Source organism: Bacteroides sp. AM37-9 (genome assembly GCF_003603455.1).
Taxonomy (GTDB): domain Bacteria; phylum Bacteroidota; class Bacteroidia; order Bacteroidales; family Bacteroidaceae; genus Bacteroides; species Bacteroides xylanisolvens.
In genome coordinates this window covers 66,290-91,742 of sequence record NZ_QTNF01000010.1, presented here as the reverse complement: position 1 = coordinate 91,742, position 25,453 = coordinate 66,290, and the positions used below count along the sequence as shown (strand labels likewise).

25 protein-coding genes are annotated in these 25,453 nt (G+C 41.5%); 13 read left to right on the top strand and 12 right to left on the bottom strand.

Features of this window, described 5'->3' with window-relative positions; translation table 11 throughout:
- Window positions 1–359: 359 nt before the first annotated feature.
- On the bottom strand, window positions 360–608 hold the full coding sequence (locus tag DW862_RS26155; protein WP_207895143.1) for a hypothetical protein: 249 nt from the start codon (window positions 606–608) through the stop codon (window positions 360–362).
- A gap of 377 nt (window positions 609–985) precedes the next feature.
- On the opposite strand from DW862_RS26155, the gene DW862_RS09045 reads away from it, so the two are divergent.
- Complete coding sequence (locus tag DW862_RS09045; protein WP_120067884.1) at window positions 986–1,201, top strand: hypothetical protein; 216 nt, start codon at window positions 986–988, stop codon at window positions 1,199–1,201.
- A gap of 14 nt (window positions 1,202–1,215) precedes the next feature.
- On the opposite strand, the gene DW862_RS09040 is transcribed toward DW862_RS09045, so the two are convergent.
- Window positions 1,216–1,995, bottom strand: a complete 780-nt coding sequence (locus tag DW862_RS09040; protein ID WP_022199913.1) for a response regulator transcription factor — start codon at window positions 1,993–1,995, stop codon at window positions 1,216–1,218.
- 87 nt (window positions 1,996–2,082) lie between these two features.
- On the opposite strand from DW862_RS09040, the gene DW862_RS09035 reads away from it, so the two are divergent.
- Window positions 2,083–2,754 (top strand): DUF1349 domain-containing protein, encoded by a 672-nt coding sequence (locus DW862_RS09035; protein WP_225472708.1) that lies wholly within the window; start codon window positions 2,083–2,085, stop codon window positions 2,752–2,754.
- A gap of 588 nt (window positions 2,755–3,342) precedes the next feature.
- On the opposite strand, the gene DW862_RS09030 is transcribed toward DW862_RS09035, so the two are convergent.
- Window positions 3,343–4,395: a winged helix DNA-binding domain-containing protein gene (locus tag DW862_RS09030; RefSeq protein WP_007757852.1), complete on the bottom strand. Its 1,053-nt coding sequence runs from the start codon at window positions 4,393–4,395 to the stop codon at window positions 3,343–3,345.
- A 247-nt stretch (window positions 4,396–4,642) separates the two neighbouring features.
- Here DW862_RS09030 and aroA point away from each other — a divergent pair, with 247 nt between their 5' ends.
- The 6 genes from aroA to DW862_RS09000 all read left to right on the top strand — a co-directional run bounded on the left by aroA (window position 4,643) and on the right by DW862_RS09000 (window position 14,229).
- Window positions 4,643–5,872: a 3-phosphoshikimate 1-carboxyvinyltransferase gene (aroA, locus tag DW862_RS09025; RefSeq protein WP_165861903.1), complete on the top strand. Its 1,230-nt coding sequence runs from the start codon at window positions 4,643–4,645 to the stop codon at window positions 5,870–5,872.
- Between the two features lie 12 nt (window positions 5,873–5,884).
- A complete protein-coding gene (locus DW862_RS09020) occupies window positions 5,885–6,454 on the top strand; it encodes a Crp/Fnr family transcriptional regulator (protein WP_120067880.1) in 570 nt (189 codons plus the stop codon).
- 74 nt (window positions 6,455–6,528) lie between these two features.
- Window positions 6,529–7,245, top strand: coding sequence for an SDR family NAD(P)-dependent oxidoreductase (locus tag DW862_RS09015; protein ID WP_015531366.1), 717 nt, complete (start codon window positions 6,529–6,531; stop codon window positions 7,243–7,245).
- 628 nt (window positions 7,246–7,873) lie between these two features.
- Window positions 7,874–11,107 carry a TonB-dependent receptor gene (locus DW862_RS09010; RefSeq protein ID WP_120067878.1) on the top strand — a complete coding sequence of 1,078 codons (3,234 nt, stop codon included), beginning with the start codon at window positions 7,874–7,876 and terminating at the stop codon, window positions 11,105–11,107.
- Window positions 11,108–11,120: 13 nt separating this feature from the next.
- Window positions 11,121–13,133: a RagB/SusD family nutrient uptake outer membrane protein gene (locus DW862_RS09005; RefSeq protein ID WP_120067876.1), complete on the top strand. Its 2,013-nt coding sequence runs from the start codon at window positions 11,121–11,123 to the stop codon at window positions 13,131–13,133.
- A 346-nt stretch (window positions 13,134–13,479) separates the two neighbouring features.
- Complete coding sequence (locus DW862_RS09000; protein WP_004299279.1) at window positions 13,480–14,229, top strand: N-acetyltransferase; 750 nt, start codon at window positions 13,480–13,482, stop codon at window positions 14,227–14,229.
- 56 nt (window positions 14,230–14,285) lie between these two features.
- Here DW862_RS09000 and DW862_RS08995 read toward each other — a convergent pair whose 3' ends face one another.
- The gene (locus DW862_RS08995) at window positions 14,286–15,284 is read right to left on the bottom strand and encodes a M28 family metallopeptidase (RefSeq protein ID WP_061447771.1); all 999 of its coding nucleotides are present in this window, start codon (window positions 15,282–15,284) and stop codon (window positions 14,286–14,288) included.
- Window positions 15,285–15,456: 172 nt separating this feature from the next.
- Between DW862_RS08995 and DW862_RS08990 the strand changes: the two genes are divergently transcribed.
- The 4 genes from DW862_RS08990 to DW862_RS08975 are packed head-to-tail and all read left to right on the top strand — an operon-like array spanning window position 15,457 to window position 17,365.
- Window positions 15,457–15,900, top strand: coding sequence for a phospholipase (locus DW862_RS08990; RefSeq protein WP_120067874.1), 444 nt, complete (start codon window positions 15,457–15,459; stop codon window positions 15,898–15,900).
- A gap of 4 nt (window positions 15,901–15,904) precedes the next feature.
- A complete protein-coding gene (locus DW862_RS08985; protein ID WP_120067918.1) occupies window positions 15,905–16,714 on the top strand; it encodes a metal ABC transporter permease in 810 nt (269 codons plus the stop codon).
- Between the two features lie 13 nt (window positions 16,715–16,727).
- Window positions 16,728–17,141, top strand: coding sequence for a tRNA (adenosine(37)-N6)-threonylcarbamoyltransferase complex ATPase subunit type 1 TsaE (gene tsaE / locus DW862_RS08980; protein ID WP_004307943.1), 414 nt, complete (start codon window positions 16,728–16,730; stop codon window positions 17,139–17,141).
- Entirely contained in the window at window positions 17,138–17,365 is a 228-nt protein-coding gene (locus DW862_RS08975) for an immunity 17 family protein (protein WP_004307942.1), read from the top strand. The genes tsaE and DW862_RS08975 overlap by 4 nt, the downstream gene beginning before the upstream one ends.
- 67 nt (window positions 17,366–17,432) lie before the next feature.
- On the opposite strand, the gene DW862_RS08970 is transcribed toward DW862_RS08975, so the two are convergent.
- The 6 genes from DW862_RS08970 to DW862_RS08945 all read right to left on the bottom strand — a co-directional run bounded on the left by DW862_RS08970 (window position 17,433) and on the right by DW862_RS08945 (window position 23,694).
- On the bottom strand, window positions 17,433–18,743 hold the full coding sequence (locus DW862_RS08970) for a DUF58 domain-containing protein (protein WP_120067872.1): 1,311 nt from the start codon (window positions 18,741–18,743) through the stop codon (window positions 17,433–17,435).
- 181 nt (window positions 18,744–18,924) lie between these two features.
- Complete coding sequence (locus DW862_RS08965) at window positions 18,925–19,899, bottom strand: MoxR family ATPase (protein WP_004306583.1); 975 nt, start codon at window positions 19,897–19,899, stop codon at window positions 18,925–18,927.
- Window positions 19,900–19,910: 11 nt separating this feature from the next.
- Complete coding sequence (locus DW862_RS08960) at window positions 19,911–21,182, bottom strand: DUF4350 domain-containing protein (RefSeq protein WP_120067869.1); 1,272 nt, start codon at window positions 21,180–21,182, stop codon at window positions 19,911–19,913.
- Entirely contained in the window at window positions 21,179–21,796 is a 618-nt protein-coding gene (locus tag DW862_RS08955; protein ID WP_008640840.1) for a DUF4129 domain-containing protein, read from the bottom strand. The genes DW862_RS08960 and DW862_RS08955 overlap by 4 nt, the downstream gene beginning before the upstream one ends.
- 16 nt (window positions 21,797–21,812) lie before the next feature.
- Window positions 21,813–22,751 (bottom strand): hypothetical protein, encoded by a 939-nt coding sequence (locus DW862_RS08950; RefSeq protein WP_004316290.1) that lies wholly within the window; start codon window positions 22,749–22,751, stop codon window positions 21,813–21,815.
- The gene (locus DW862_RS08945) at window positions 22,732–23,694 is read right to left on the bottom strand and encodes a stage II sporulation protein M (RefSeq protein WP_004306579.1); all 963 of its coding nucleotides are present in this window, start codon (window positions 23,692–23,694) and stop codon (window positions 22,732–22,734) included. The genes DW862_RS08950 and DW862_RS08945 overlap by 20 nt, the downstream gene beginning before the upstream one ends.
- Before the next feature lie 101 nt (window positions 23,695–23,795).
- On the opposite strand from DW862_RS08945, the gene DW862_RS08940 reads away from it, so the two are divergent.
- Window positions 23,796–24,521 (top strand): RDD family protein, encoded by a 726-nt coding sequence (locus DW862_RS08940; protein ID WP_008025064.1) that lies wholly within the window; start codon window positions 23,796–23,798, stop codon window positions 24,519–24,521.
- 212 nt (window positions 24,522–24,733) lie between these two features.
- Here the strand turns inward: DW862_RS08940 and DW862_RS08935 are convergent, their stop codons facing one another.
- Together DW862_RS08935 and trxA are read right to left on the bottom strand one after the other, a co-directional pair.
- On the bottom strand, window positions 24,734–25,069 hold the full coding sequence (locus DW862_RS08935; protein WP_004306577.1) for a hypothetical protein: 336 nt from the start codon (window positions 25,067–25,069) through the stop codon (window positions 24,734–24,736).
- 39 nt (window positions 25,070–25,108) lie between these two features.
- The gene (gene trxA, locus DW862_RS08930) at window positions 25,109–25,423 is read right to left on the bottom strand and encodes a thioredoxin (RefSeq protein ID WP_004306576.1); all 315 of its coding nucleotides are present in this window, start codon (window positions 25,421–25,423) and stop codon (window positions 25,109–25,111) included.
- Between the last annotated feature and the right edge of the window lie 30 nt (window positions 25,424–25,453).

The window sequence follows — 25,453 nt, the reverse complement described above, 5'->3', positions numbered from 1 at the left end:
TAATTTATTGGAAATGAGCGTAGGTTAATTGCTCATGATAGTAATAGGTTACGAATTAGTTAGTTATCTACTGCATTATCCTTCTGCGCGTTGCGTAACCTTCAAAGAACTCTTCGTATGCAAAAATAGAAATTAAACGGGAGATTTAGAAATAAATCTCCTGATTTTTTATCCTCACATATAAGTTTTTCCGTAAAAGCGGTTTTGTCCGTCGGCACACCATCGCCCAAAGAGATTTTGGACGAACGTATGCCGACTACCGCATAAGCGGAGAAAAGGGCTTTGCCTCACGCCTAAACAGAAGTTTAGACTGATGATGCAAGGCCCATTTCTTTTGCGCTTATGCCAGAGAGGTGCTTTTACGGATTTCGGACGGTTTTTCTTTTTCGCTGTCCATTTGAGCCGGAAGCGGAAAGCCGTGCATGACCGCCCGCTCCATGAATGGAACAAGCCGTCACCCACGGCAGGCAAACCTGAAAGAATGATTTTATATCTCCGACCGGACACGTCCTGCCGGATATATAAAACCATACTTTCCACACGGTGGTTTGCCCGGTTTCACGCTTCCGGCTATCTCCCTTTTTCTTTTGTGGACTTCTTTTTTTCACGGATTTCTCTTTTGAAATTTTCTGTCTAATCTGCCTCCACTTCCGTTTACCTCCATTTCCGCGCCTTTCAGTGAGCCGCATCAGGCAGTCATTTCCGTTCTGGGCGCAAAGGTAATTCCGGGATTGGACGGGAAAGCAAGGTCAAGCCTCCTGTTTTCAGGAAAAATCTCCAGCACTGCGGGTAGTATTTTTCCCGAAAAACCTTGCATTCCCTAATCCCTACCTTTTTAAGCACCCGAAACGAAAACGACCGATGCGACAGAAAGACGCATTAAAAAAAGTGTCGGATAAACGAGAGGCAGATAAGATAGTTTGAAACTCAACTCCCTCAGCTCTTGAATCCGCATTAAAAACAAAAAAATCAAAACAGCGAAGATATGATGGCAACGGCAAATTTCAGACAAGTGGCGCAATACATAGGACTTGCGATATGCGGTTTAATCGTGCGCACCGCCTTCGGGATATTGGGCATCCTTTGGGGCGTCATCACGGAGATAGTAAACGGAGTGTTCCGAGTGGCGATAGGCGTAATCGTGGCTATCCTCTCAACCATCGCATTCTTCGGCTTCATCCTTTGGTTATTCACCCTTTAACCCATCTTATTGGATTACAAATCCAACAGTTTCATCAATTCAGCAGCCCGACACGCTTCTATCGAATTACTGACAGAGAGTTTCTCCAAAATATTCTGCCGGTGTCGATTGACTGTATTCACACTAATATAAAGGGCAGCTGCTATTTCTTTACTAGATAGTCCTTTACGTATACAGCGAAGTATTTCCTTTTCGCGTTCGGATAGGATATTGCGATGTTCTTCCGAAAAAAAGAGCGTTTCGACCTCTCCACGTTCCATATGGGTAATAGTGGGACATATCCCCTGCTCCGTTCGTTGATCTGCAGACAAGGTATAAAGACAAAAAATCAACCATACACTTCCGGAAGGAGTATTTTCCATTATCTGCACTAGGTTATCAATATACTGATAGACTCCTTTCTCATTCATCATACGTATTCTGCATCTTCCCCGGTACTTCAACCGTTCTTCGGAAGACATCGAAAAGGTCTTCTGAAAAAACTGATACTCCAATAACCGCTTTTCTACCAAGTCTTCAGGATGAATACGCCGATAAATACAATCTTCATCCATAGAATCAATCACACTCAAAGCAGCTTCTTCGGGAGTTAAGCCTAGAAAATGCGCCCAAGGATGAACGGCAATGTAACTTTTCCTATTCGAAAGATCTGAAATAACAGCACATCCACCATTAATCTCCGTCAATGAATGAATAAAGCGTTGATGTTGCTCTACAACTCCATTGTCCAATATTTCATCGGCTATCAGTTGTGTCGCATAAACTTCATCTATTTCCTTTTGTAATACGTCCATCTTATAAAATGGTTATTATTCAGTATTGTTGCACACGGAGGTATGACCTATCTTTGCACCACAAAGATAAAGATAATCAAATAAGAAATGATCATGAAACATTTAAAAATCAAAATGATGTCAATAGCCTTTATGGCAGTAACAACTTCTTCTATGGCACAAAGTTTGAATAAAATGAATTGGCTGAACGAGCCTCAACAATGGGAAATAAAAGATGGCAAAACCTTAGTGATGGATGTTCCTGCAAAAACAGACTTTTGGAGGATTTCTCATTATGGGTTCACAGTGGACGACGGACCTTTCTATTATGCGACTTATGGTGGAGAATTTGAAGCCAAAGTAAAGATAACCGGCAACTATGTCACCACCTTTGACCAAATGGGATTAATGCTGCGCATCGACCATGAAAACTGGATAAAAGCAGGTGTGGAATACGTTGATGGCAAACAGAATGTAAGTGCCGTAGTTACGCATCGGACTAGCGACTGGAGTGTAGTACAATTGCCGGATGCTCCCCGTTCGATATGGATAAAAGCAGTCCGTCGCCTGGATGCAGTAGAAATATTTTTCTCACGTGACGACAAAGAATATATTATGATGCGCACGTGTTGGTTGCAAGATAATTGTCCTGTCATGGTAGGATTAATGGGAGCTTGTCCGGACGGGAAAGGGTTCACCGCTACATTCGAAGAGTTTAAAGTGACTCCATTAGCCGATCAACGAAGGCTGGAATGGGCAAAAAGGCAAATGAACAAATAAAAATCAGTCCTGATGCTATTTATTTAAATAGAGAGAAAGCTCTTTATAATATAAATATGGTAGTATATCTTACTTTAAATGTTCTATTTTTAATATGATGAGTATAAATAGCATCACACGGATTTCCTCTTCCAGCAGTTCTGTTGTATAAAATAATGCAAGAATATACAGTTTCAGAGGAGTTTTTTATTCAAAAACAGTCAAAAGATACACTATAAATAAACTTATTGACAATCGTTTCTTTAAAAGGAATAACCAGTTCCTTTTAAAGGAACGACTCATTGATCGGTGAGAAACACTTTATTCCTTTAAAAGGAGCATATAAAACTTTATTTTAAGTGCTATCCCAGAGCTAACCTACACCTGAAACAGCCAACACTCCACATATCAAATTGAGACAAAACAAAGGCAAGTTCTATACATCTATTCTATAAAAGACGCAGACTAAAACAAATTGTCCCAAAACGCAATCGATTTATTTCTTTTCTAAATTCGAAAACAGCAAATCCTTCTCATTTTCAACTCATGCCTAAATATATACTGCATATATAGAATTATACAACGATAAAATATACGTTTTTTCATATATTATCGCCAAAACCGTATATACTTATCTTTCTCACGGTCCAACGCACCTTCATCAACACAATCATCCAACCGGAACCATGAATGTTCTATCAATGAGCCTCTCTTTTTAACAGACTTATCCCAGTTTCCTATCACTTGTCCTTCATGAAGAACAATCGGATAAAACAGACCATTATTGGTAAATGCTTTCGAGTAATGCTCTTTAGGTAAAACGTCTGTCCGGTCTTTATAGCCAAGCAAATATTCATCATAAGAAGGAAGAAGATGCAAACTGCCGGTAACTTTTCCACGAGTCCGGCAATCTTCATGAATATACCATGTCTGTCCATTCCATTCTTCTGCCGTTAATTCCGAATCAATCAAATAAATAGCTTGACGTGCATCTGTAATAGGCAGCCCCGACCACCAGACAAAATCTTGCAAAACAGCAGGAGCATGACTACGAAAATAGCTTCTAGCCAAACGAGCCAAAGATTCATCTTTGGTCAATTCCGGCACCGGTGGAACACGCTCTTCCAAAAGCGCATACGTACATTTACTTCCTTTATCTTCCCCACTACATACAATCCCCACCTGCTCCGCACGAGCCATAAAGCGGGTCATACGATGATTATCCGCTACAATCCCCGAACGGTTAAAATGCTCGGCAATCTCCTGCCTCGTCAGGCTTTTCTTCCCACAAAGAATTTTCTCCAACAGATTATGACTTTTCGTATAGAGTTCTTCAGAAATTTCCAAGTCATGCCCTTTCGCATAAGACTCATTAGCAGATATAATACGCCCGGCGGAAAGTTTCAACATCCACCGGATATCTTCTGCTGCTACGAGATGCCATGTCGGACGCATTACATGAGTCCGCAGGATTTCACCATCACGGAGCGCTTTTTCCACTGTCTGAATCGTTGCTGACTTCAAACGCATTCCTACTGCCCATTTAACCATGGAATAATTCTGTGCCTGCATAGCTCCCATCCAGGACACAAGTTCCTTGGGTTGAGAGAAAAGAGGACTTAATAACTGCTGGTTGAGTAAACGTATATTCGGTATTTTCATTTTAATTTATTGCTATTTTATCAATATAAAACAATAAGGCACACAACGATTTTAGTTTCGTGAGCTTATTATTAGTATATTGCAAATATAAAATTTCTTTCCATACAAATCATTGTTAATGGTAAAAAGAATAAATAAGAAGATACAGATATTGACTCAACTCCCTAGCCAAGAGTCAAAACCAGTTGGAAGTCTCCGAATAAATCTCTACTTTTGTACACCATAACAAAGAATAGATCAAGAAATGATGCTCTATAAACTCATCCCTCCTTCAGTAGTAACAGCAACTATCCAGTTGCCGGCTTCTAAAAGTATCAGTAATCGTGCATTAATCATCAATGCGCTGGGCAAAGGTATTTATCCTCCTGAAAACCTGTCCGATTGTGACGATACACAGGTGATGATAAAAGCTCTCACCGAAGGGAAAGAGACGATTGACATCATGGCTGCGGGCACTGCTATGCGTTTCCTTACCGCCTATTTAAGTGTGACCCCGGGGGAACGGACAATCACAGGAACAGCCCGTATGCAGCAACGTCCGATACAGATATTAGTCAATGCGCTTCGGGAATTAGGAGCTGAAATAGAGTATACCCGCAATGAAGGATATCCTCCCCTCCGCATCAAAGGTGCAGAATTGAAAGGAAACGAAATAACACTGAAAGGAAATGTCAGTTCCCAATATATATCTGCTCTATTGATGATAGGTCCGGCACTCAAAGACGGTTTGACTTTGCATTTAAGCGGTGAGATAATTTCCCGTCCTTATATCAATCTTACATTGCAACTGATGCAGGACTTTGGAGCCAAAGCCGCATGGACTTCTCCCAGTAGCATTTCCGTTGCTCCACAACTCTATCAGAGCATTCCTTTCAAAGTGGAAAATGACTGGAGCGCAGCTTCCTATTGGTATCAGATTGCCGCCCTATCTCCCAAAGCAGAAATTGAATTATTGGGGTTGTTTCATAACAGTTATCAGGGAGATAGCCGGGGAGCAGAAGTTTTCTCACGCTTAGGTATAACTACCGAATTTACATCGCAAGGTGTGAAACTGAAAAAAACAGGCAAAGCGCCGGAAAGACTGGAAGAAGACTTTGTCGACATTCCGGATTTGGCACAGACATTCGTTGTTACCTGTGCCTTGCTGAATATCCCTTTCCGTTTCACCGGATTACAAAGCCTGAAAATAAAAGAGACTGACCGTATTGCCGCCCTGCGAGCCGAGCTTAAAAAGCTGGGATATATGATCAAGGAAGAAAATGACAGTATATTAATGTGGAATGGCGAACGATGTGAACCGGAAGAAACTCCGGTGATTGAAACCTACGAAGACCATCGGATGGCAATGGCATTTGCACCGGCAATTATCCGCCATCCCAATTTACTTATTGCCAATCCGCAAGTCGTTACCAAATCATATCCCGGATATTGGGAAGATTTGAAACAGGCCGGATTTCAGGTTATAAACGAAGGCTAATTTTCATACGCTGTGGAAGATTTCAACAAATATACTTCCCACATCAACTACTCCCCTATTGTAGATTTTGTATTACAACAGGGGAAGCAGACCTATTATAAGAAAGGAGACTACTTTTCCCGCCAGGGAGAAGTATGCAAAACAATGGGGTTCGTCAGTTCCGGTTCTTTCCGGTACTGTTGTACCAACAGTGTAGGCGAAAACAGCATTGTAGGCTATACTTTCGATCATTCTTTTGTTGGCAACTATCCGGCTTTTCAGTTACAGGACAAATCAAATGTAGATATACAAGCCTTGTGTGACTGCTCGGTATACGTAATCAATTATCAGCAAATGGCAGACTTCTACGATACCAACGACGCTCACCAAAAATTGGGGCGTCGCATCGCAGAAACGTTATTGTGGGAAGTCTACGACCGGATGATTTCAATGTACAGCCTGACACCGGAAGAACGCTATCTTGAAATTATCAACTGTTGTCCCGACTTACTGAAACTGATAACTTTAAAAGAACTGGCTTCCTATCTTCTGATTCGTCCCGAAACATTAAGTCGTATCCGAAGAAAAGTCGTACAAAAATAAATTCTTGATTTCAATCAAGAGTTTATTTATTCCCTACCCTTACTTTTGCGGGCAAACAAAGTATATTGTATTTCATGAAAAAAATTATAATTATAGGTGCAACTTCCGGCATCGGTCGCGGATTGGCAGAAGTCTATTCTCAAGAAGATTATCTTATCGGCATTACCGGTCGCAGGGAAAATCTATTAGAAGAGGTATGCGCCCGGGACAAAGACAAACTATTCTATCAAGTGTGCGACATCACCGATACACAAGCTACCATTTCATCCCTCAAAACTCTCACTCAAAAGATGGGTGGAATGGATATATTGATTATCTGTGCCGGGACCGGAGAACTAAATCCCGAACTCTCCTACCAATTGGAAGAACCTACCTTACTAACGAACGTGATAGGATTCACCAACATCGCAGACTGGGGTTTCCGATATTTCGAACAGCAAAAAAGCGGGCATCTGGTTACTATTTCCTCTGTTGGAGGTACACGCGGCAGTGGCATCGCTCCCGCCTACAATGCGTCGAAAGCCTATCAAATCAACTATATGGAAGGATTACGACAAAAAGCAACTAAATCTCCTTATTCTATTTACACTACCGATATTCGTCCCGGATTTGTAGACACCGCTATGGCAAAAGGAGAAGGATTGTTTTGGGTTACTCCCGTTGATAAAGCTGTGAAACAAATTAAAAAGGCTATTTCTAAAAAGAAAAAAGTAGCTTTCATTTCCAAAAGATGGAGATATGTAACTATCCTGTTTCGTCTGTTGCCATCTGCTATTTATTGCCGGATGTAATGATAGATACTCCATAGCCAACACATATTTGTCTAAGTAAATCTAATAAAAAAACACCTGCCCCAACTGTTTATACAGATATTGGTATCTACCAAATTCTAGTTATGTATATAAGTCTATACGGGAATCATATTAATGATAATAGCTAACTCACAAATAAACAGCTCTCTTACAATTGGAGGACACTTTTAGGGTTCAGTAATCAATGATGAAAAAATAAGTTCTTTCAGAACTAGGATGGTTTATAAAATTAGAATTAACGGCACAAATATATAATATATTTTAATACATAGCATGTATTTTCAAAAATAATATCAAATTCTCATTCATTTTTTCTTTTTAAGAATACCCAAAGCCGTATTTTATCTTCATATTGAAATGAAACTACTTGTTTATTTCATCATCCTTGTTATTTCATCTAACACAAACAGGTACGAAATAGATATAAAATGGGTATAAAACAAGTAGAAAAGATCGCTTAAAAGATGACTCTTTTTTTGAATTTAAGGCTTTGAATCCAACGTTTTACGCACGGAATAAGTTCTGAAAGAACTTATTAAAAGTAATTCCGGATTCTAGGAAAAACTCTAAATTCAATGCTATGTTAAAACAACTAAAGTCAGTTAGTATGTTGTTGTTCCTACTGACAATGTCAGTAGAAGCAGCTTATCCGGAAACTGGTGAAAGCACTCTAAAAGTTTCCGTTGTACAACAGGGTACTACTTGTAAGGGTGTAGTAAAAGATGCAGCAGGTGAAACCATCATCGGTGCATCCGTCGTAGCCAAAGGTACGACGAACGGTACAATCACCGGAATCAACGGTGACTTCTCTTTAAACAATGTAAAAACCGGAGATATTATTGTAGTCTCTTTTGTTGGTTATCAGACTCAAGAAATCAAATTCACAGGACAATCATTGAATATCATCCTTAAAGACAATACACAAACATTGGATGAAGTTGTTGTGGTTGCTTTTGGTACACAAAAGAAAGTGAATGTAACAGGATCTGTATCTACGGTAGGAGCAAAAGAAATTTCGGCACGTCCCGTTAACTCTACCATAGAAGCTTTGCAAGGTATGGTTCCGGGTATGAATATCTCTACTGGTGATGGTGGTGGCTCCTTAGGTTCAGACAAAAAATTCAATATTCGTGGTGTTGGAACAATTGGAGCTGGTTCAAAGGTAGAACCATTGGTGCTCATTGACGGTATGGAGGGAGACATGAACGCCATCAATCCACAGGATATTGAGAATATTTCTGTACTGAAAGATGCAGCCGCTTCCTCCATTTATGGCTCGCGGGCACCAGGTGGAGTCATCCTGATTACAACAAAGAAAGGTAAATCGGGAAAAACGGTAGTTAACTATAATAACAACTTCCGTTTTGTATCTCCCTTGAATATGCCTGAAATGGCGGATTCATACAATTTTGCTCTGGCAGTCAATGACCAGTTAACTAATGGTGGACAGACTCCCATGTATAGCGCCACCAAACTTCAACAAATTCTGGATTTTCAGGCAGGAAAAAGCACACAATATATGTGGCCGACCGATGCGGGAAGATGGAATTCATTCGATGATCCCCAACGGCAAGACGTGATGCCTACCGGCAATACCGACTGGTTAAAAACGTTATTTGGCAATAGCTTTACCCACGAGCATTCATTGAGCGTAAATGGTGGAACGGATAAAATACAATATTATCTTTCTGCGAATTATCTGGACCAAGGAGGTCTCTTGAAGTTTGGAGATGATAACAAACAACGCTACTCCTTTACTGCAAAAATCAATGCGGACTTAACCAAATGGTTGAAAATAAGTTATAGTATGCGTTTTAACCGGACGGATTATGAAGCTCCTTCATTTGCCGGAGGCGATATCAAAAGTAATGTATTCTATTTCGATGTATGTCGCTACTGGCCTGTCATTCCGGTAGTAGACCCAAACGGATTCTATACTGTCGAATCCAAGATTTACCAATTAACAGAAGGAGGCCGATATAAATCACAAAAAGACGTGATGGCACACCAGCTTGCTTTCATCGTGGAACCCATCAAAGACTGGAAAATTAACGTAGAATTGAACTACCGTTCCAACTATAATTTCGACCATACCGATTATCAAACCGTTTATGGTTATGATGTGAGTAAAAATCCCTACATTATTGCCAATCAAACTTCCAGCGTTACAGAATATGCTTATAAGAGTAATTTCTTCAATCCGAACATCTTTACCGAATACGGCAAATCATTAGAAAGCGGGCACAACTTTAAAGTGATGCTGGGTTTTCAGAGCGAACTATTCAAACAACGTGATATTACCGCTTCCCAAGACGGTATCATGTCGGAAGTGGCTACCTTGAACACCACGCAGACAAATGCACAAAACAGAGGAGGGTACTCCGAATGGGCTACAGCCGGCTTCTTCGGACGTGTTAATTACGACTACAAAGGACGTTATCTGGCTGAAGTAAATATGAGATATGACGGCACTTCACGTTTCCTTCGAGATAACCGCTGGAATCTATTCCCATCATTCTCCTTAGGATGGAACATGGCCCGTGAAGCATTTTTTGAAGATCTGACCGATTTAATCAGCACATTCAAGATACGTGGTTCATGGGGTGAATTGGGCAACCAAAACACAGATAACTGGTATCCATTCTATCGAACTATTGATATTAACAAAGACCAATGGGGCAATTACGCACTAGGCAGTTGGCTAGTAAATGGCGTAAAACCAAATATTTCCAAAGAATCCGCGCTGGTATCTTCCTTACTGACATGGGAAAAGACACAAACACTGGATTTAGGTTTCGACTTATCTATGCTCAACAATCGTTTGAATGTAACATTCGACTATTTCCAGCGTAAATCTAAAAACATGGTAGGCCCCGCCCCCGAACTACCCAATCTCTTAGGCATTGCCGTTCCCAAAGTAAACAACCTCGATATGACTTCCAAAGGTTGGGAAATACAGGTGAACTGGCGCGACCAGATACGCGACTTTAAGTATGGAGTTACCTTATCTTTGTCAGACAATCAAGTGGTTATTGATAAATACCCCAATCCGTCAAACACAATTTTAGATAAAGACAATAATAATACGTATTATGCAGGCGCTCACGTAGGTGATATATGGGGATTCCAAACAATCGGCATCGCAAAGACCGATCAAGAGATGAAAGATCATTTGGCCGGTATGCCCAATGGCGCACAGGATGTACTCGGTTCCGGCTGGGGAGCAGGTGACATCATGTATGCGGATTTGAACGGTGACGGCCAGATCAGCAGAGGTAACAAAACACTGGCTGATCATGGTGATTTGAAGAAAATAGGCAACAGTACACCACGCTACAACTTTGGTTTGAATCTGGATGCCGCCTGGAAAGGGTTCGACCTTAAATTATTTTTCCAAGGAACGATGAAACGTGATTATATGCCGGGGAGTGGTTCTACAATGTTCTGGGGAGCAGTAGGCTACTGGCAAACCAACTTTTTCAAACCTCATCTGGACTATTTCCGCGGAGAAGATACGACTAATCCGCTAGGAGCTAACCTGGGTGGTTATTATCCGCGTCCTCTCGAGAATGATAGAAACCGTAATCCACAGACCCGATATTTGCAAAATGCGGCTTACTGCCGTCTGAAAAACGTTACTTTAGGTTATACATTACCTAAATCTTTGACAGAAAAATTCTGCGTAAACAATCTGCGATTCTTTGTTTCAGCAGAGAATTTATTTACTATTACCAGTCTGGCCGATACGTTTGACCCCGAAACTGTTGGCATCGGTAACTGGGACGGATGTACCTATCCGCTATCCAAGACTGTATCATTCGGTTTAAGTGCAACATTTTAAATGATAAACGATTATGAAAAAACATATTAAACTTTTGACAATAGGAACATTGCTATTGGGCGGACTGACCGGTTGCAATGATTTTCTCGACAGGGAACCACTGGATAAAGTAATTCCCGAAAAATATTTTGCATCCGAAAGTGATCTGGCTGCATACACAATCAATGCTTACCCATTTGAAACAGTGACCGATGCGTATGGCATCAATTTCTTCGGCAAAGATAATGATACTGATAACCAAGCCAGTGGTGACTCACCGGCCTTCTGGATACCCGGGCAAAAGAAGGTGCCGTCTGGTGAAGGCGAATGGGACTGGAGCAAAATACGAACCTGCAACTATTTCTTTGATAATACTTTACCGAAATTCGAAGCAGGCACTATTACCGGCAATCAGGATAATGTGAAGCATTATATCGGAGAAATGTACGTGATCCGGGCATACAATTATTATAAATTATTGGTTTCTTTAGGAGATCTACCTATTATCACTACTGCATTGCCCGACATAGAAGAGACTTTGGTGGAATCCAGCAAGCGCCAGCCGCGTAATAAGGTGGCACGCTTCATTCTGGACGATTTGCAAAAAGCAACAGAATTGTTGCTTGATAAAAGTCCCGGTGGCAAGAATCGCATCAGCAAAAACGTAGCTCACTTGCTACGTGCACGCGTTGCCCTCTTCGAAGCAACTTGGGAAAAGTATCACAAAGGAACAGCTTTTGTACCCGGTGGAAAAGGATGGCCGGGTAATCCCGCAGATGTAAGCGGTTTTAATAGTGATGCAGAAGTGGCTTATTTTCTTGATGAAGCAATGAAGTCATCAAAAGTGGTAGGCGACTATATCGTCGGAAAACTGGCAGACAATACCGATACCCCCGAAGGTATGAACGCCAGTCTGGTTTCCATCAATCCTTACTACACCATGTTCTGCGATGAAAACATGGAAGGATATGATGAAATACTGATGTGGAAACAGTTCAAGGAAGGATTGGTAACCAGCAACTTGCAAATGGAGTTGGCACGCAATGGCGGTGGTTCCGGATGGACTCGTGGCATGGTCAATTCGTTCCTGATGCGCAATGGACTTCCCATCTATGCAGCCGGTTCCGGTTATAATCCCGATTGGGAGAAAGAAGGAGTAAATTCCACTTTACAGAATCGTGATTCACGCATTGTTATCTTTACCAAAAAGCCGGGTGATGCCAACACCGAAAATAAAGGTGATGTGAATTATTACGGTGATGACGGAACTCCCAGTTATTGCTCAATCCGTTTCATTTATGGCGATAAAGGAAGTTTGGCAACAACCGGATTCATCATCAAAAAAGGCAAACACTACTCCAGTCACATGGCAAATGACCATAGTGCGGGAACATCAGGTGGTATTGTTTTCCGTGCGGCAGAAGCCATGTTGATTTACATGGAAGCTTCGTATGAAAAAAATGATAGAATCGACGGAACAGCCGACGGATATTGGAAAGCTTTACGCCGACGCGCCAAAGTGGACGAAGACTATAATAAGACAATCGCTGCAACACAGATGAGCGAAGAGGCTAAAGGCGATTTCGGTGCTTATTCTCATGGCCAATTGATAGACGCGACGTTATATAATATCCGCCGTGAACGCCGTAACGAACTTTGTGCAGAAGCTTTGCGCTGGGAAGACTTGAAACGCTGGCGTGCATGCGACCAGTTAATATCCAAACCTTACCGTGTAGAAGGTATGCTATACTGGGGAAGCAACTATGAAACGCAACTGGCAGATTTATGTAAAGTAGATCCGGCAGAAGGTAATATGTCCTCACCTGATTTAAGTAAATATATTCTTCCATACGAAAAAATCACGAAGAATAATCTGATTGCCGGGCAGAAGGGATTCCTCTTTACACCTGCTCATTATCTGAATCCGATAGGTATGGCTGTATTTCGTCAGACAGCCTCGGATAAGAATGATTTTACAAGTTCAGTCGTTTATCAGAACCCGGGATGGAAGATTGAAGGCGACACTGGCGCACAACCTGTAGAATAATAAAAAGATAAAAGAACAACTCTTTGAGTTTACAAATATATCGACCTTAATATTATATATCTGTTATCTTTTTATTTTTATAAACTTCATTGTCTCGCTCCAGATTAGGTAGAACTGCGGTCAATCTAATCCTAAGTTAGGCAATGAAGTTTTACATTCGCATGAGTTCTCGTTCAACATCCTCTGTAGATGTATAAAAAGTCTTTGTGATTTCCATAGTCACCCAACAGAGATTATCCGCAAAATTCACTACATTTGTATTTGCTTATCTGTCAACCGGGCTAATCAAGTATTACAATTACTACACTATCCGATTGATAATATCTAACTTGAAACAAAGGTGTATATGAATACTGACTTTACAAACTTAACAACAGAAAATCTTTCTAATGAGCATTTATGCTGCATCATCCGCAGCAAAAAGTCTCATCCTGGTATTGAAGCAAAACGGCAATGGCTTTCCGACCGGCTGAATGAAGGCCATGTCTTTAGAAAGTTAAACGCCAAAGCTACTGTTTTTATTGAATATGCCCCTCTTGAAACAGCTTGGGTTCCCGTCATCGGCGACAACTATTATTATCTGTATTGTTTATGGGTGCTAGGTAGCCCCCGAGGAAACGGATATGGGAAAGCATTAATAGAGTACTGTATAGCTGATGCCAAAGAAAAAGGTAGATCCGGCATTTGTATGCTTGGGGCAAAAAAACAGAAGAGCTGGCTTTCCGACCAATCATTTGCAAAGAAATTTGGTTTTGAGGTGGTTGACACTACTGATAACGGATATGAATTGCTTGCTCTTTCTTTCGACGGAACAGTACCGCAATTTGCGCCAAATGCCAAAAATCTGAAAATAGAAAGTGAGGAACTGACGATTTATTATGATATGCAATGCCCCTACATCTATAAATACATTGAAATGATCAAACAATATTGTGAAACAAATGATGTCCCTGTTTCTTTTATTCAAGTAGATACGCTACAGAAAGCAAAAGAGTTACCGTGTGTTTTTAATAATTTTGCTGTATTTTATAAAGGAAGTTTTGAGACTGTGAATTTGCCACCTATCGACTATTTAAAAAGAATACTCAAAAAATAAGGAATACAATCCTGACTTTTCCCGCTAATTATCAGGATTGTATTTTATCTGCTTCATTAAAAAGACTTCTCATTTGCCATCTTCCACATATTGAGAAAAGAGGCTTTGGTGATTTCTACGACCTTATCCCAATTCAATCGGTCGGCATGATCGGAAGGCTGGTGATAATCAGGATGCCCGTCCGTATGATACCAGATGATCGGAATACCTACTTTGGCAAACGAACCGTTATCACTTCCTCCTATCGGATTTTCCCAGGCGCGGTAATCCGGTTCCAATTGCAAACCGTATTTTCTGATATCCTCTTTCAACCAATCCCCAAAGACCGGATGGGCGGCTGTGTAGAAATAAACGACTTGTTTGGGTTGTTGAGGTTTGTTGTTACGACCAATCATGTCAAAGTTCAGATAGCCTTTGATTTGAGATAGGAAAGGACAAGTTTGTACAAAATATTTAGAGCCTAGCAGTCCTTTTTCTTCTCCATCCCAAAAAGCAAAGATTACATTTCTTTCGGGTTGCTGTCCACTGGCTAAAAAGGCTCTTGCAATTTGCAGCACTGCCGATACACCGGAAGCATTATCGTCAGCACCATTGTATATTTGGTCGCCATCAAGTACAGGATCAATACCTAAATGGTCGAAATGAGCCCCCACAATCACATATTCTTTGGTATTTTTACCGGGAATCATTCCCAATACATTCCTCATGGTAAGCTTCTGATGAACTTCCTGTTTCAGTTTTGCTATGGAATCAGGATGTACTTCCAGACGTCCTTTTTTCTGACGTTCTTTACGGTAAGCATCAAAAGGCTGGAAATAGCTGTCAGCCAAAGGCGATACTCCCATCCATTGCAACAAAGAAACAATATATTCCGAAGTCACACGCGAACCGTGAAACCCCGCCTCACGCCCTTGCAATTCATCACTAGCCAAAAAATTGATAGTAGCTTCGGCAGAGGAACGGTTGATTGTATTCAAGGCCCTCTCAATAGGAGATTGGGCAAAAGTAATGTTTCCAACCAACAGTAACGCTAATAGTAAATAATCTCTCTTCATTGTACTTCAAATATCTTAAGTCATTTTCATTGATTGGTGAAATTTAATTCACCCGCCAATGTTTATTTTGTAGGTAACATACAAAAGTACGAAAGAAATAGATAGCATACATGATAGAATGCAAATTTATAAGTAACTTTGCACAAAATTGATTGGTAACTGTTATATTGTCATGTGGATACTTATTATAAGTCTGGTGTTGCTGGGTGTCATTGCGCTGATAGCCGGAATTATCCGCAACAAAAGACTGCAAAAGAAAATAGAAAAGGGCGAACTGGACCGTATGCCGGAAGTGAAGGAAGTAGATGTGGAATGCTGCGGACAACACGAAGTATGCGAACGGGATAGCCTGCTGGCAGCTGTCAGCAAAAAAATAGAATATTACGATGACGAAGAACTGGATCAGTTCATTGGCAGGGCAGGAGATGCGTATACAGAAGAAGAAACAGAAATGTTTCGGGATGTATTGTATACGACACTGGATGTAGAAGTGGCCGGATGGATACGTAGCCTTCAGCTCCGTGGCATTGAATTACCGGATGATCTCAAAGACGAAGTTTTTCTGATTATCGGAGAAAGAAGAAACGTAGAAGTAAAAAAGGCAGATGACAGGTGATGTGATGGATTTACTACAATATACATTCTTTCAACACGCCCTATTGGGAAGTCTGCTGGCAAGCATTGCCTGTGGGATTATCGGTACATATATCGTAACCCGCCGCCTGGTATTTATCAGCGGAGGAATCACTCATGCTTCTTTCGGAGGGATCGGATTAGGATTGTTTGCCGGAATTTCCCCGATACTCTCGGCAGCCGTTTTCTCGGTATTATCGGCTTTTGGTGTCGAGTGGCTTAGCAGACGGAAAGATATGCGCGAAGATTCTGCCATTGCAGTATTCTGGACGTTAGGGATGGCACTCGGAATTATGTTCAGCTTCCTGTCGCCGGGATTTGCGCCTGACCTGTCGGCTTACCTCTTTGGCAATATCCTGACCATCAACCAAATCGATTTATGGATGCTCGGCATATTGGCACTAATACTGACCGGATTCTTTTATCTGTTTATCCGCCCTATCCTATATATTGCTTTTGACCGTGAGTTTGCACGTTCGCAAAAGATTCCGGTAGAGATATTTGAATATGTGTTGATGATGTTCATTGCGCTGACAATTGTAGCCTGCCTGCGAATGGTAGGCATCGTATTGGCCATTTCTCTTCTCACCATTCCACAGATGACAGCCAACTTGTTCACCTATAGTTTCAAGAAGATTATCTGGTTATCAATCGGCATCGGTTTCTTGGGCTGCTTGGGTGGATTATTTATTTCTTATCACTGGAAAGTCCCTTCGGGAGCTTCCATCATATTCTTCTCTATCCTGATTTACGCTGTTTGTAAAATCGGAAAGAGTTGTTGCAGGAAAAAGTCATAATAATAGATAGTATATGGAAATCAAAATTCAATCACTGGAAAGTATCCATGAAGCAGCCCGTGAATTTATCGCTGCTATGGGCGACAACACTGTATTTGCTTTATACGGAAAGATGGGTGCCGGCAAAACGACATTTGTCAAAGCGCTCTGCGAAGAATTGGGCGTAACGGATGTTATCACTTCTCCTACTTTTGCCATTGTCAACGAATACCGTTCGGACGAAACCGGAGAATTAATCTATCACTTCGATTTTTACCGCATCAAGAAACTAAGTGAAGTGTACGACATGGGCTACGAAGACTATTTCTACAGTGGTGCTCTCTGCTTTATCGAATGGCCGGAACTGGTAGAAGAACTACTTCCGGGAAATGCCGTAAAAGTAACGATTGAAGAACTGGAAGACGGAAATAGAGTGATCAGACTATGACCGGACAATATATCGTACAAGGAATCTTTGCGCTGGCAGGAATCGTCTCCCTGCTGGCGTCATTGCTGAACTGGGACTGGTTCTTTACAACGCGCAACGCACAAACCATTGTCCGGAATGTAGGACGCAACCGGGCAAGACTCTTCTATGGGATACTGGGAATTATCATCATTGGAATGGCTATATTCTTCTTTGTGGAAACACGGAAAGCCATCACTCTTTGAGACATTTTTTCAGACAAAAGAACATAAGTACAAAAGACTACAAAAATATGTTCTTTTGTTCTTATGTCTAAAGCAACTGTCGTGACTTCATCTCCAGATACTTATTAATCACATCAATCGAAAGATTCTCCGGTGTAGTTAATAAAGAATAGATGCCATGTTGTTTCAAAGTAGATACAATCAGCCGCTTCTCGTAAGCGAACTTTTCTGCAATCACGTGCCGATAGTAGCTTTCCGTATCTTTTGCCGGTTGGGCGATATATTCCTTCAAATCGACATCTTCAAAAAAGACTACGAGCAAACGGTGCTGGCGGTTTAGTTGTTTCAGGTAAGATAATTGACGGTTCATTCCTCCTATGCTCGAGAAGTTAGTATATAGTACCAGCAGGCTACGCTTACTGACATGTTTGTTCAAATGAACGCAAAGAGCCGAGAAGTCTGTCTCCCCGAAAGTGGTCTGCTGACTATAAAGACTTTCCAGCAATGTCTGCATATATCCCGATTGCTTGGAAGCAGGCACAAAAGTATCGAAGTGTTCATCGAAAGTCACTAATCCGGCTTTATCTTCTTTCTGCATAGCAACATACGAAAGCACCAGCGAAGCATTAATTGCATAATCCAGCAAGGTCATTCCACGGAAAGCTTGCTGCATCACTCTACCTTTATCGATCACATTATAAATCTGCTGTGAGCGTTCGTCCTGATACACATTCACCATAAGTTCATGCCGGCGGGCACTTGCTTTCCAGTTAATCGTACGGTAATCATCCCCCTTTACATACTCTTTAATCTGCTCAAACTCCGTATGATGCCCAACCCGGCGAATACGCTTTATTCCCAATTCAGTCAGATTATCACTTATTGCCAACAATTCATATTGATGCAGCATCAGATATGACGGGTACACTTTGATATCCAAAGGTTCTGCACAAGTATAGCGCCGGGATATAAAGCCGATTTTTCCGGTCACAAAAACTCTAATATGACCGAAAGAGTAAACACCACGATGAGTAGGTCGAAGACGATAGGTAACTGTTTTTCCCTCGTTTGCTCCAAGCTTCACCTGAAAGTCGACATCACGTTTCTGAAAGATAAAAGGGATCTCATCTATGATTTCTAAAGATACAGGATGTGGATAACTACTTTCTACCCGAATACTTACTTCATTTTCGTCGCCATTAGAGAAACGGTCGGCACACTGGCGGAAAGCACGGATTCCACGAATACGATAAAGAGAATATACGTCTGCCAGTACCACCAAAAACAAGACAAAGAGTGCCCACTGCCCGATAACAAAGAACGGGGCAAAAACATATCCGCTACCCAACAACAGGATAACTATGACAAGGGCAATATAGAAACGACGAGTTAGAAACAAATGATTTATGATTTATGATTTATAATTTCTTGGGTTTACGATTTCTTCAACTTACAATTTACGTACAGTTTATAATTTACGATTTATGATTTTTTCGATTTATGTTATGAATAGTGTCAGACATCCAACGCGCAGCCCAAATCATAAATCATAAATCAGAACTCATAAATCATAAATCTTTTCATTTTGGTACTTCCACTTTATCAATTAAGCGTTGTGTCACTTTCACCGGTGAATAGCCTTCCATTTCAGCTTCCGCAGTCAGGATCAGACGGTGCTGAAGTACATAAGGAGCTACAAACTTGATATCTTCCGGTGTCACAAAATCACGTCCCTGCAAAAGAGCATACGCTTTCGACGATTGCAGCATGGCTACAGATGCACGTGGAGAAGCTCCCAAATATACAGCTTTACTGGTACGGGTCTGCTGTACAATCAATGCGATATATTGGAGCAACGTGCGGTCTACAAATACCTGATTCATAAAAGCACGAAGCGACAACAGTTCTTCTTTGGTAATAGCGGGAGTGATGTCGTCCAACTTCACCAATGCGGCATTGGTATGATGACGTTCCAGGATATTCACTTCCTCTTCCAATGAAGGATAATCCATCGTTATCTTCATCAGAAAACGGTCGAGCTGTGCTTCGGGAAGTTTGTATGTTCCCTCCTGCTCTACCGGATTTTGGGTAGCCAAAATCGTATAAAGATCTCCCATCCGGTGAGTCGTTCCATCAATACTGATCTGGCGCTCTTCCATTACCTCAAACAAGGCAGCCTGTGTTTTGGCAGGAGCACGGTTGATTTCATCGACCAATACAATATCCGCAAAAATCGGTCCCTGATGAAAATCAAAACCGTTGGTTTTCATATTAAACACAGTCGTACCTAATACGTCACTCGGCATTAAGTCCGGAGTGAACTGAACACGACTGAAGTCTGCATCAATCAGACGAGCTGTCAAACGGGCCAACAGTGTCTTCGCAACTCCCGGAACACCTTCTATCAATACGTGTCCATTCGCCAAAATCGCTGTCAGTACCAAATCGACTGTCTGCTCCTGCCCTACTATGACGGAAGCAATCCGGTCTTTCAACTCTTGTATCTTCTCGGAAAAGAGAGTTAAATCTACTCGCTGTTCTGTATTCTCTTCCATAAATTTCTTCTTTAGATATGATTGATTATTTCATTCATTTTATCGATATATACCTTCATCTGCTCCGCATCAATAACACGTCCTCCGTAAATCACGGGTCTGACTTCGCGGATAAATTTAGCAATCTCTCCGGCATCCATTCCGGTTTTCCGGGCAATCCGGTGGAAAGAGCGTTCATCGTCGGCCACTTCTTCAATATCCACTTGAATCTCTCTCCGAAGTTCTTCGGCTAAATAGGAAAACTTCTTGCGAACCAAATCCGCGTGGTCTTTCTTCTGAAAGTAAAGCGTGCCTATCAGTTCGGTAAATTCAAGAGATTTATTGGCCGGCTCGTGAATAACAGGGATCACCCGTTGCCGCCTCTTCGCTGTGAATATCATAAAGAGTATGATGGTAATCATCGTCAGATACAAAGCCCAACGAAGCGGTTCATGTGCTAGAAAATAACGGAAAGGTGATTGCTGCACCTGTGCCGTTTCTTTCATGTACCCCTCCGTGCGAACGATGGGAAGCTTCCCCATCTGCGACAACAAACGGAAGATATAGGTTGCATTTTTGCCGTCCAACATTCCGTAATTGGTAAAAATCAAAGGAGTGGAAACTAAAATAACTTCTCCTTTCCCCCACCGACGGGACATTGCTACAGGCATATAAACAAGACTATCCGTTGTCAACGAGTCCGCCTCGGTTTCATACCGGAACTCATTCGACTCAAAAACTCTTTGTGCCAACACCCTTTCCGGAAGTGAATCTCCCCCAAAATAAGAGGAACACAACTGGGGATAAAAATAGAAAGTCTGATGGGGATAAACCGTCGAATCTCCTATCCAATGCAAGCTATCTTTTTTCAAAAATGAAGTGGCATATTTCTTCAAAGCCATCGGACTGAAGTAAGAATAGTAAGACCTGAACTGCAAGGTATCTTCCAAATATCTGCCGAACAAGGTACTCACTAACATGATCTTATCTCCGCGTTCCGCCATTTTCAACAGAGCGTTTACATCGACGTCCGACAATCGCAAATTATCAGAGATAACCAATATACCTTTGCGTTGCGTCGTATCTTCCTGCTCCAATTGATAGAGGCTTTTCCTCGAAAAAGTGTAGCCCTGTGGCAAAGAAGAAGACAATACGCTATCGAACACTGCACATCCGAAAGGTTGCTCGTCATTATGTCCGAAAGTGGGCTTCCACACAAAATTCTTCGGTAAATTATATTCTATTGCAAACATGATGAATAGAAAAGCGACAATAAAGACAATGAACCAGCGACTTCCTTTCATGCGACGCCTCCTTTCTCTATTTCTTCCTGCAAGACCTGCATTGTCCGGAAGAGTTCTTCCGTCGCCTCAAAGTTGCCATAACGTACCCGCAGGAAATGATTGGTCAGTTGCCTGAAAGCCGGTAGCCGGACTTCATTGATATACTGGGTAGGCGTTTTATAAAGTTGCCAGTCAATACGTTCAGCGTCACTAAGTTGTTTCAAAGTTTGCAGATAGAGCAAACGTACTGCTTCCCGGTAATTCTGACGGGAAAGCGCTTCCGCAATCCCTCCCGGAAAATCTACTCCGTAAATGGTGTCTTCTTCAACTGTATAAGGCAACACATTTTTATGCGAGACCATAAACAATTCCGGGCGTTTCCGATAGACAAACCAAACAATCAGCAACAAAAGAAGAATGGCAATACATACCAGAATAAGCCCTGAATACTCTTCAGCAAAATGACTGCCGAATATTTTGCGCAACAACTCCCCAAACTGCCGACTGATCCACTCAAAGACATTCATCTCCGGAGTAATCAGTTCACGGTTATAGTTGTATGCCGGATCAGACTGCCAGAGGGCAATCTGCGCCGTATCACAAACTAGTGTATCAGCCGGGGAAGTGAGATTCATCTAGTAGAGGTTTGGTTTAGAGTTTATCAAAATTGTCAATATCACTTTCTACCGTTATGCTGTCCACCACTTCCGATGCATGACCATACTGATAAACCAGACCGACGATACCGAATATAGCCGATAAGTAAGAACCATACAACATCAGGATAGAGAACAAATATTGCGCAAAGTTCAGTCCGACTGATGAAGAGGTTGCACCTCCGTCACTCATCGTAAAGATCATTTTTACAATATAGATCACATACCAGGGTATAGAAACGATTCCTTGTAACACACTGGCAATAATCCCCATCACAATTAAAATTAGAAAGACGCCTCCCCAGGTAGCAAATCCCAACCGGAATGTTTTTGCAAATGCCTCACCCAACGAAATGTCTTCAAATAAGTAGATGGGAGCCATTAATGCCAAAGGAACCATAAAGGCGAATAAAAGCGGGATGGTCAGAATGAGTGTGAAAGGTGTCAATACAGCCAATAAGACAATAAAGATCACCGCAAAGATGAATAAAAAGCTGCAGGCGATCCCCATCAAAAACAGTCTTTTAATATTACGGAGCAACAACGATTTTATATCGCCGAATACAATCCCGTTCAGGCGTTCTTCCCGTTCATTATACAATCGTACCATCGCATAAATCAAGGAAGTCATCAACAAAGCTCCCAAACATGAAAAAAAGATAACTCCTGCATAATTCAGTGCAAATGAAGGTCCCAGAGCAGCTAAAGGATTATCACTTATTCCTCCGGAGGCCTGCATAGCAGTAATATCTGTCATACTTCCCATTAAACCACTAAAGTTTGCGGCTTGAATTAAGCATATAGGGAGTATCAGATAAGTTGAATACTTAAACAATTGTTTCCAATTCTCTTTTATAAAATCAAAAGAAGCGTTCAACTTCTCACCGAAAGGACGTTTCACATACATCGCAATCTTAGGTTTCTGTGATTCCATGTTTTTTTCTATTTGGTAAATAAATATAGTAGAATATAATAAATGCCAGAGAAGTGAATATCACGCCAAGCCTCAACACATCGGGAAGCTCTGTGTGCCGGGTAAGAAAACCTTCTATAAAGCCTGCCATAATGAACACCGGAACAGTGCCGATCACTATTTTCAAGCCTCGCTTCGCTCCTCTTCTGAAAGATTCCAGTCGGGAATAAGTGCCGGGAAACAGCCAGCCGTTGCCCAAAGCCAATCCGGCGGCACCGGCTACGATAATCGCCCAGATTTCAAGCGTTCCGTGCAACCAGATGGCAAGACTGGATTCCCACAACAAATCGTGTTGATAAAAGAATGTTTGAAAAGCTCCTACCATGATACCATTGGAGAGAAGCATATACCCTGTTCCAAAACTAGTCAGCAATCCCATTGCAAAGCAGTTGAAAGAGACCATCACGTTATTAAGTGTAATGCCCAAGAACATCGGTACTTCGGAAGAACCATTATATACGGCCATCGGCTCCCCATTGGCAATATTGTCGAGTGTCATATCCACATAACCGTTTCCCAATATCAGCCGGACAAAATCCGGGTCATTCGCTGCTGATAATACGCCGATTAATGCGCTGGCAACAAAAATCAAAAAGGAGGTCAGTAATTCGCGCCGTGCATCGTGCATGGTTCGTGGCACTTCCTGTGTCCAGAAGGTAATAATCCGTGTCCACTTCTCGCGTTTATTGCGGTAGATTTCGTTGTGCAACGCTGAAGCCAGATTATTCAGATAAATAGTAATACGGGAAGTTGGGAAATGTGTTTGGGCAAATGCCAGGTCAGCTGTCAAGTCCGTATACGCATCGGCTAGTTGGTCGGGGGACAGACTTGCCGCCCGCTCCACAACTTTCTCTGTCTCCTTCCATTTTTCAATGTTCCGACGAATAAACGTTACTTCTTTCATGCTTTTCAATAGATTTCGGATAAGTTTTGTCCGAAACCGGAAGCAAAAATAAGAGAATTATGATATATTTGCAACGGAATCCTAAAAATGTTTAACCTGAAATGGCAGAATCTACGATAATAACCGGACAATTCGTTCGTATCAGCCAAACGCCCGCCAGTATCGGCGAACGACTGATGGCTTTAATCATCGATTATTTTCTGATCGGGCTTTACATCTTGTCCACTATTACGCTCTTGTCCAAATTAAGTTTACCGTCAGGATTCAGTTTGTTCTTTTTTCTGTGCGTCGTTTATTTACCGATTCTCGGTTATTCTTTTCTTTGCGAGATGTTCAATCACGGACAGAGCTTTGGCAAAAAACTCATCAATATCCGTGTCGTAAAAGTAGACGGTTCTACTCCAAGCATCGGCTCTTATCTGTTACGATGGCTTCTTTTCCCAATTGATGGTCCCATCACAAGTGGCCTTGGACTTCTGGTCGTTTTATTGAATAAGAACAATCAACGATTAGGGGATCTAGCTGCCGGCACTATGGTGATTAAAGAGAAAAACTATCGTAAGATACATGTCAGCCTGGATGAATTCGATTATCTGACCCAAAATTATCATCCGGTATATCCGCAATCGGCTGATTTATCTCTCGAACAAGTGAATGTAATTACCCGGACTTTGGAATCCAGCGAAAAAGACCGGGCAAGACGTATCACGGCACTTGCCAAAAAAGTACAGGAATTACTTTCCGTTACTCCCCGTGAGGGTAATCAAGAGAAATTTCTTCAGACGATACTTCGCGATTATCAGTATTATGCATTGGAAGAAATATAACCAGAATACGCTGTTTCAGACTATTCAGGCAAGGGATTATTCTCACTGTAGTGAGAATTAATTCTCATAGCAATGAGTATTTTTTCTCATAGCTGTGAGAACTTTTTCTCATAGCATAAAACTGTTTGAGAAAAAGCCCGCAAAAAAAAAGGGGTATACTCACAGAGCACACCCCTTATCTTAATTTTATCTGCAATGAGACCGGACGTCGTTTAGTCCACCTGTCCCAGAGAGTTTCCGTATTCCATTTCTCCCTGAACCACAAAGAGGACTTCTTCAGGATCGTATTCCCCTATTTCATCCTTTTTGGCTTCTTTTACAATGTAAGCCACAACCTCTTCCAAATCGATGTTGACATAGCCGTCTTCATCGGGTTGAGCGTCGAGAATACCACTTTCAGAGTAATACTCGTCGATTAAATCGAGAAAATAATACAATTCATCGTCCGAGAACTTCTCTTTCAGTTCTTGAGGCAGATAGTTTTTGATAAACTCGATGGTCTTTTCGTCATCGGCATCTGCTAATAAAAAATCGTCTTCCAGTCCCATTTTTTTAAGTATTAAGTGATAAGTATTAAGTATTATCGACTATAAAAGCTTCTTCACCTTTTCTGCGAATACCGGTTTGCCAACTGCACCTACCTGTTTGTCTACTATCTCACCGTTCTTGAAAAACAATACAGTAGGAATATTACGGATACCATATTCAGCAGCCATATCACCATTTTCGTCTACATCGCACTTACCGATGATTACTTGTCCTTCAAACTCCGCAGCCAATTCTTCAATGATAGGAGCCACCATCTTGCATGGGCCACACCAAGGAGCCCAAAAATCTACAACAACCGGTTTTCCTTCTGCAAGAACCTCTTTATAGTTGCTGTCTGTAATTTCTAAAGCCATTTTTTTAAGTATTAATTATTAAATGTTATT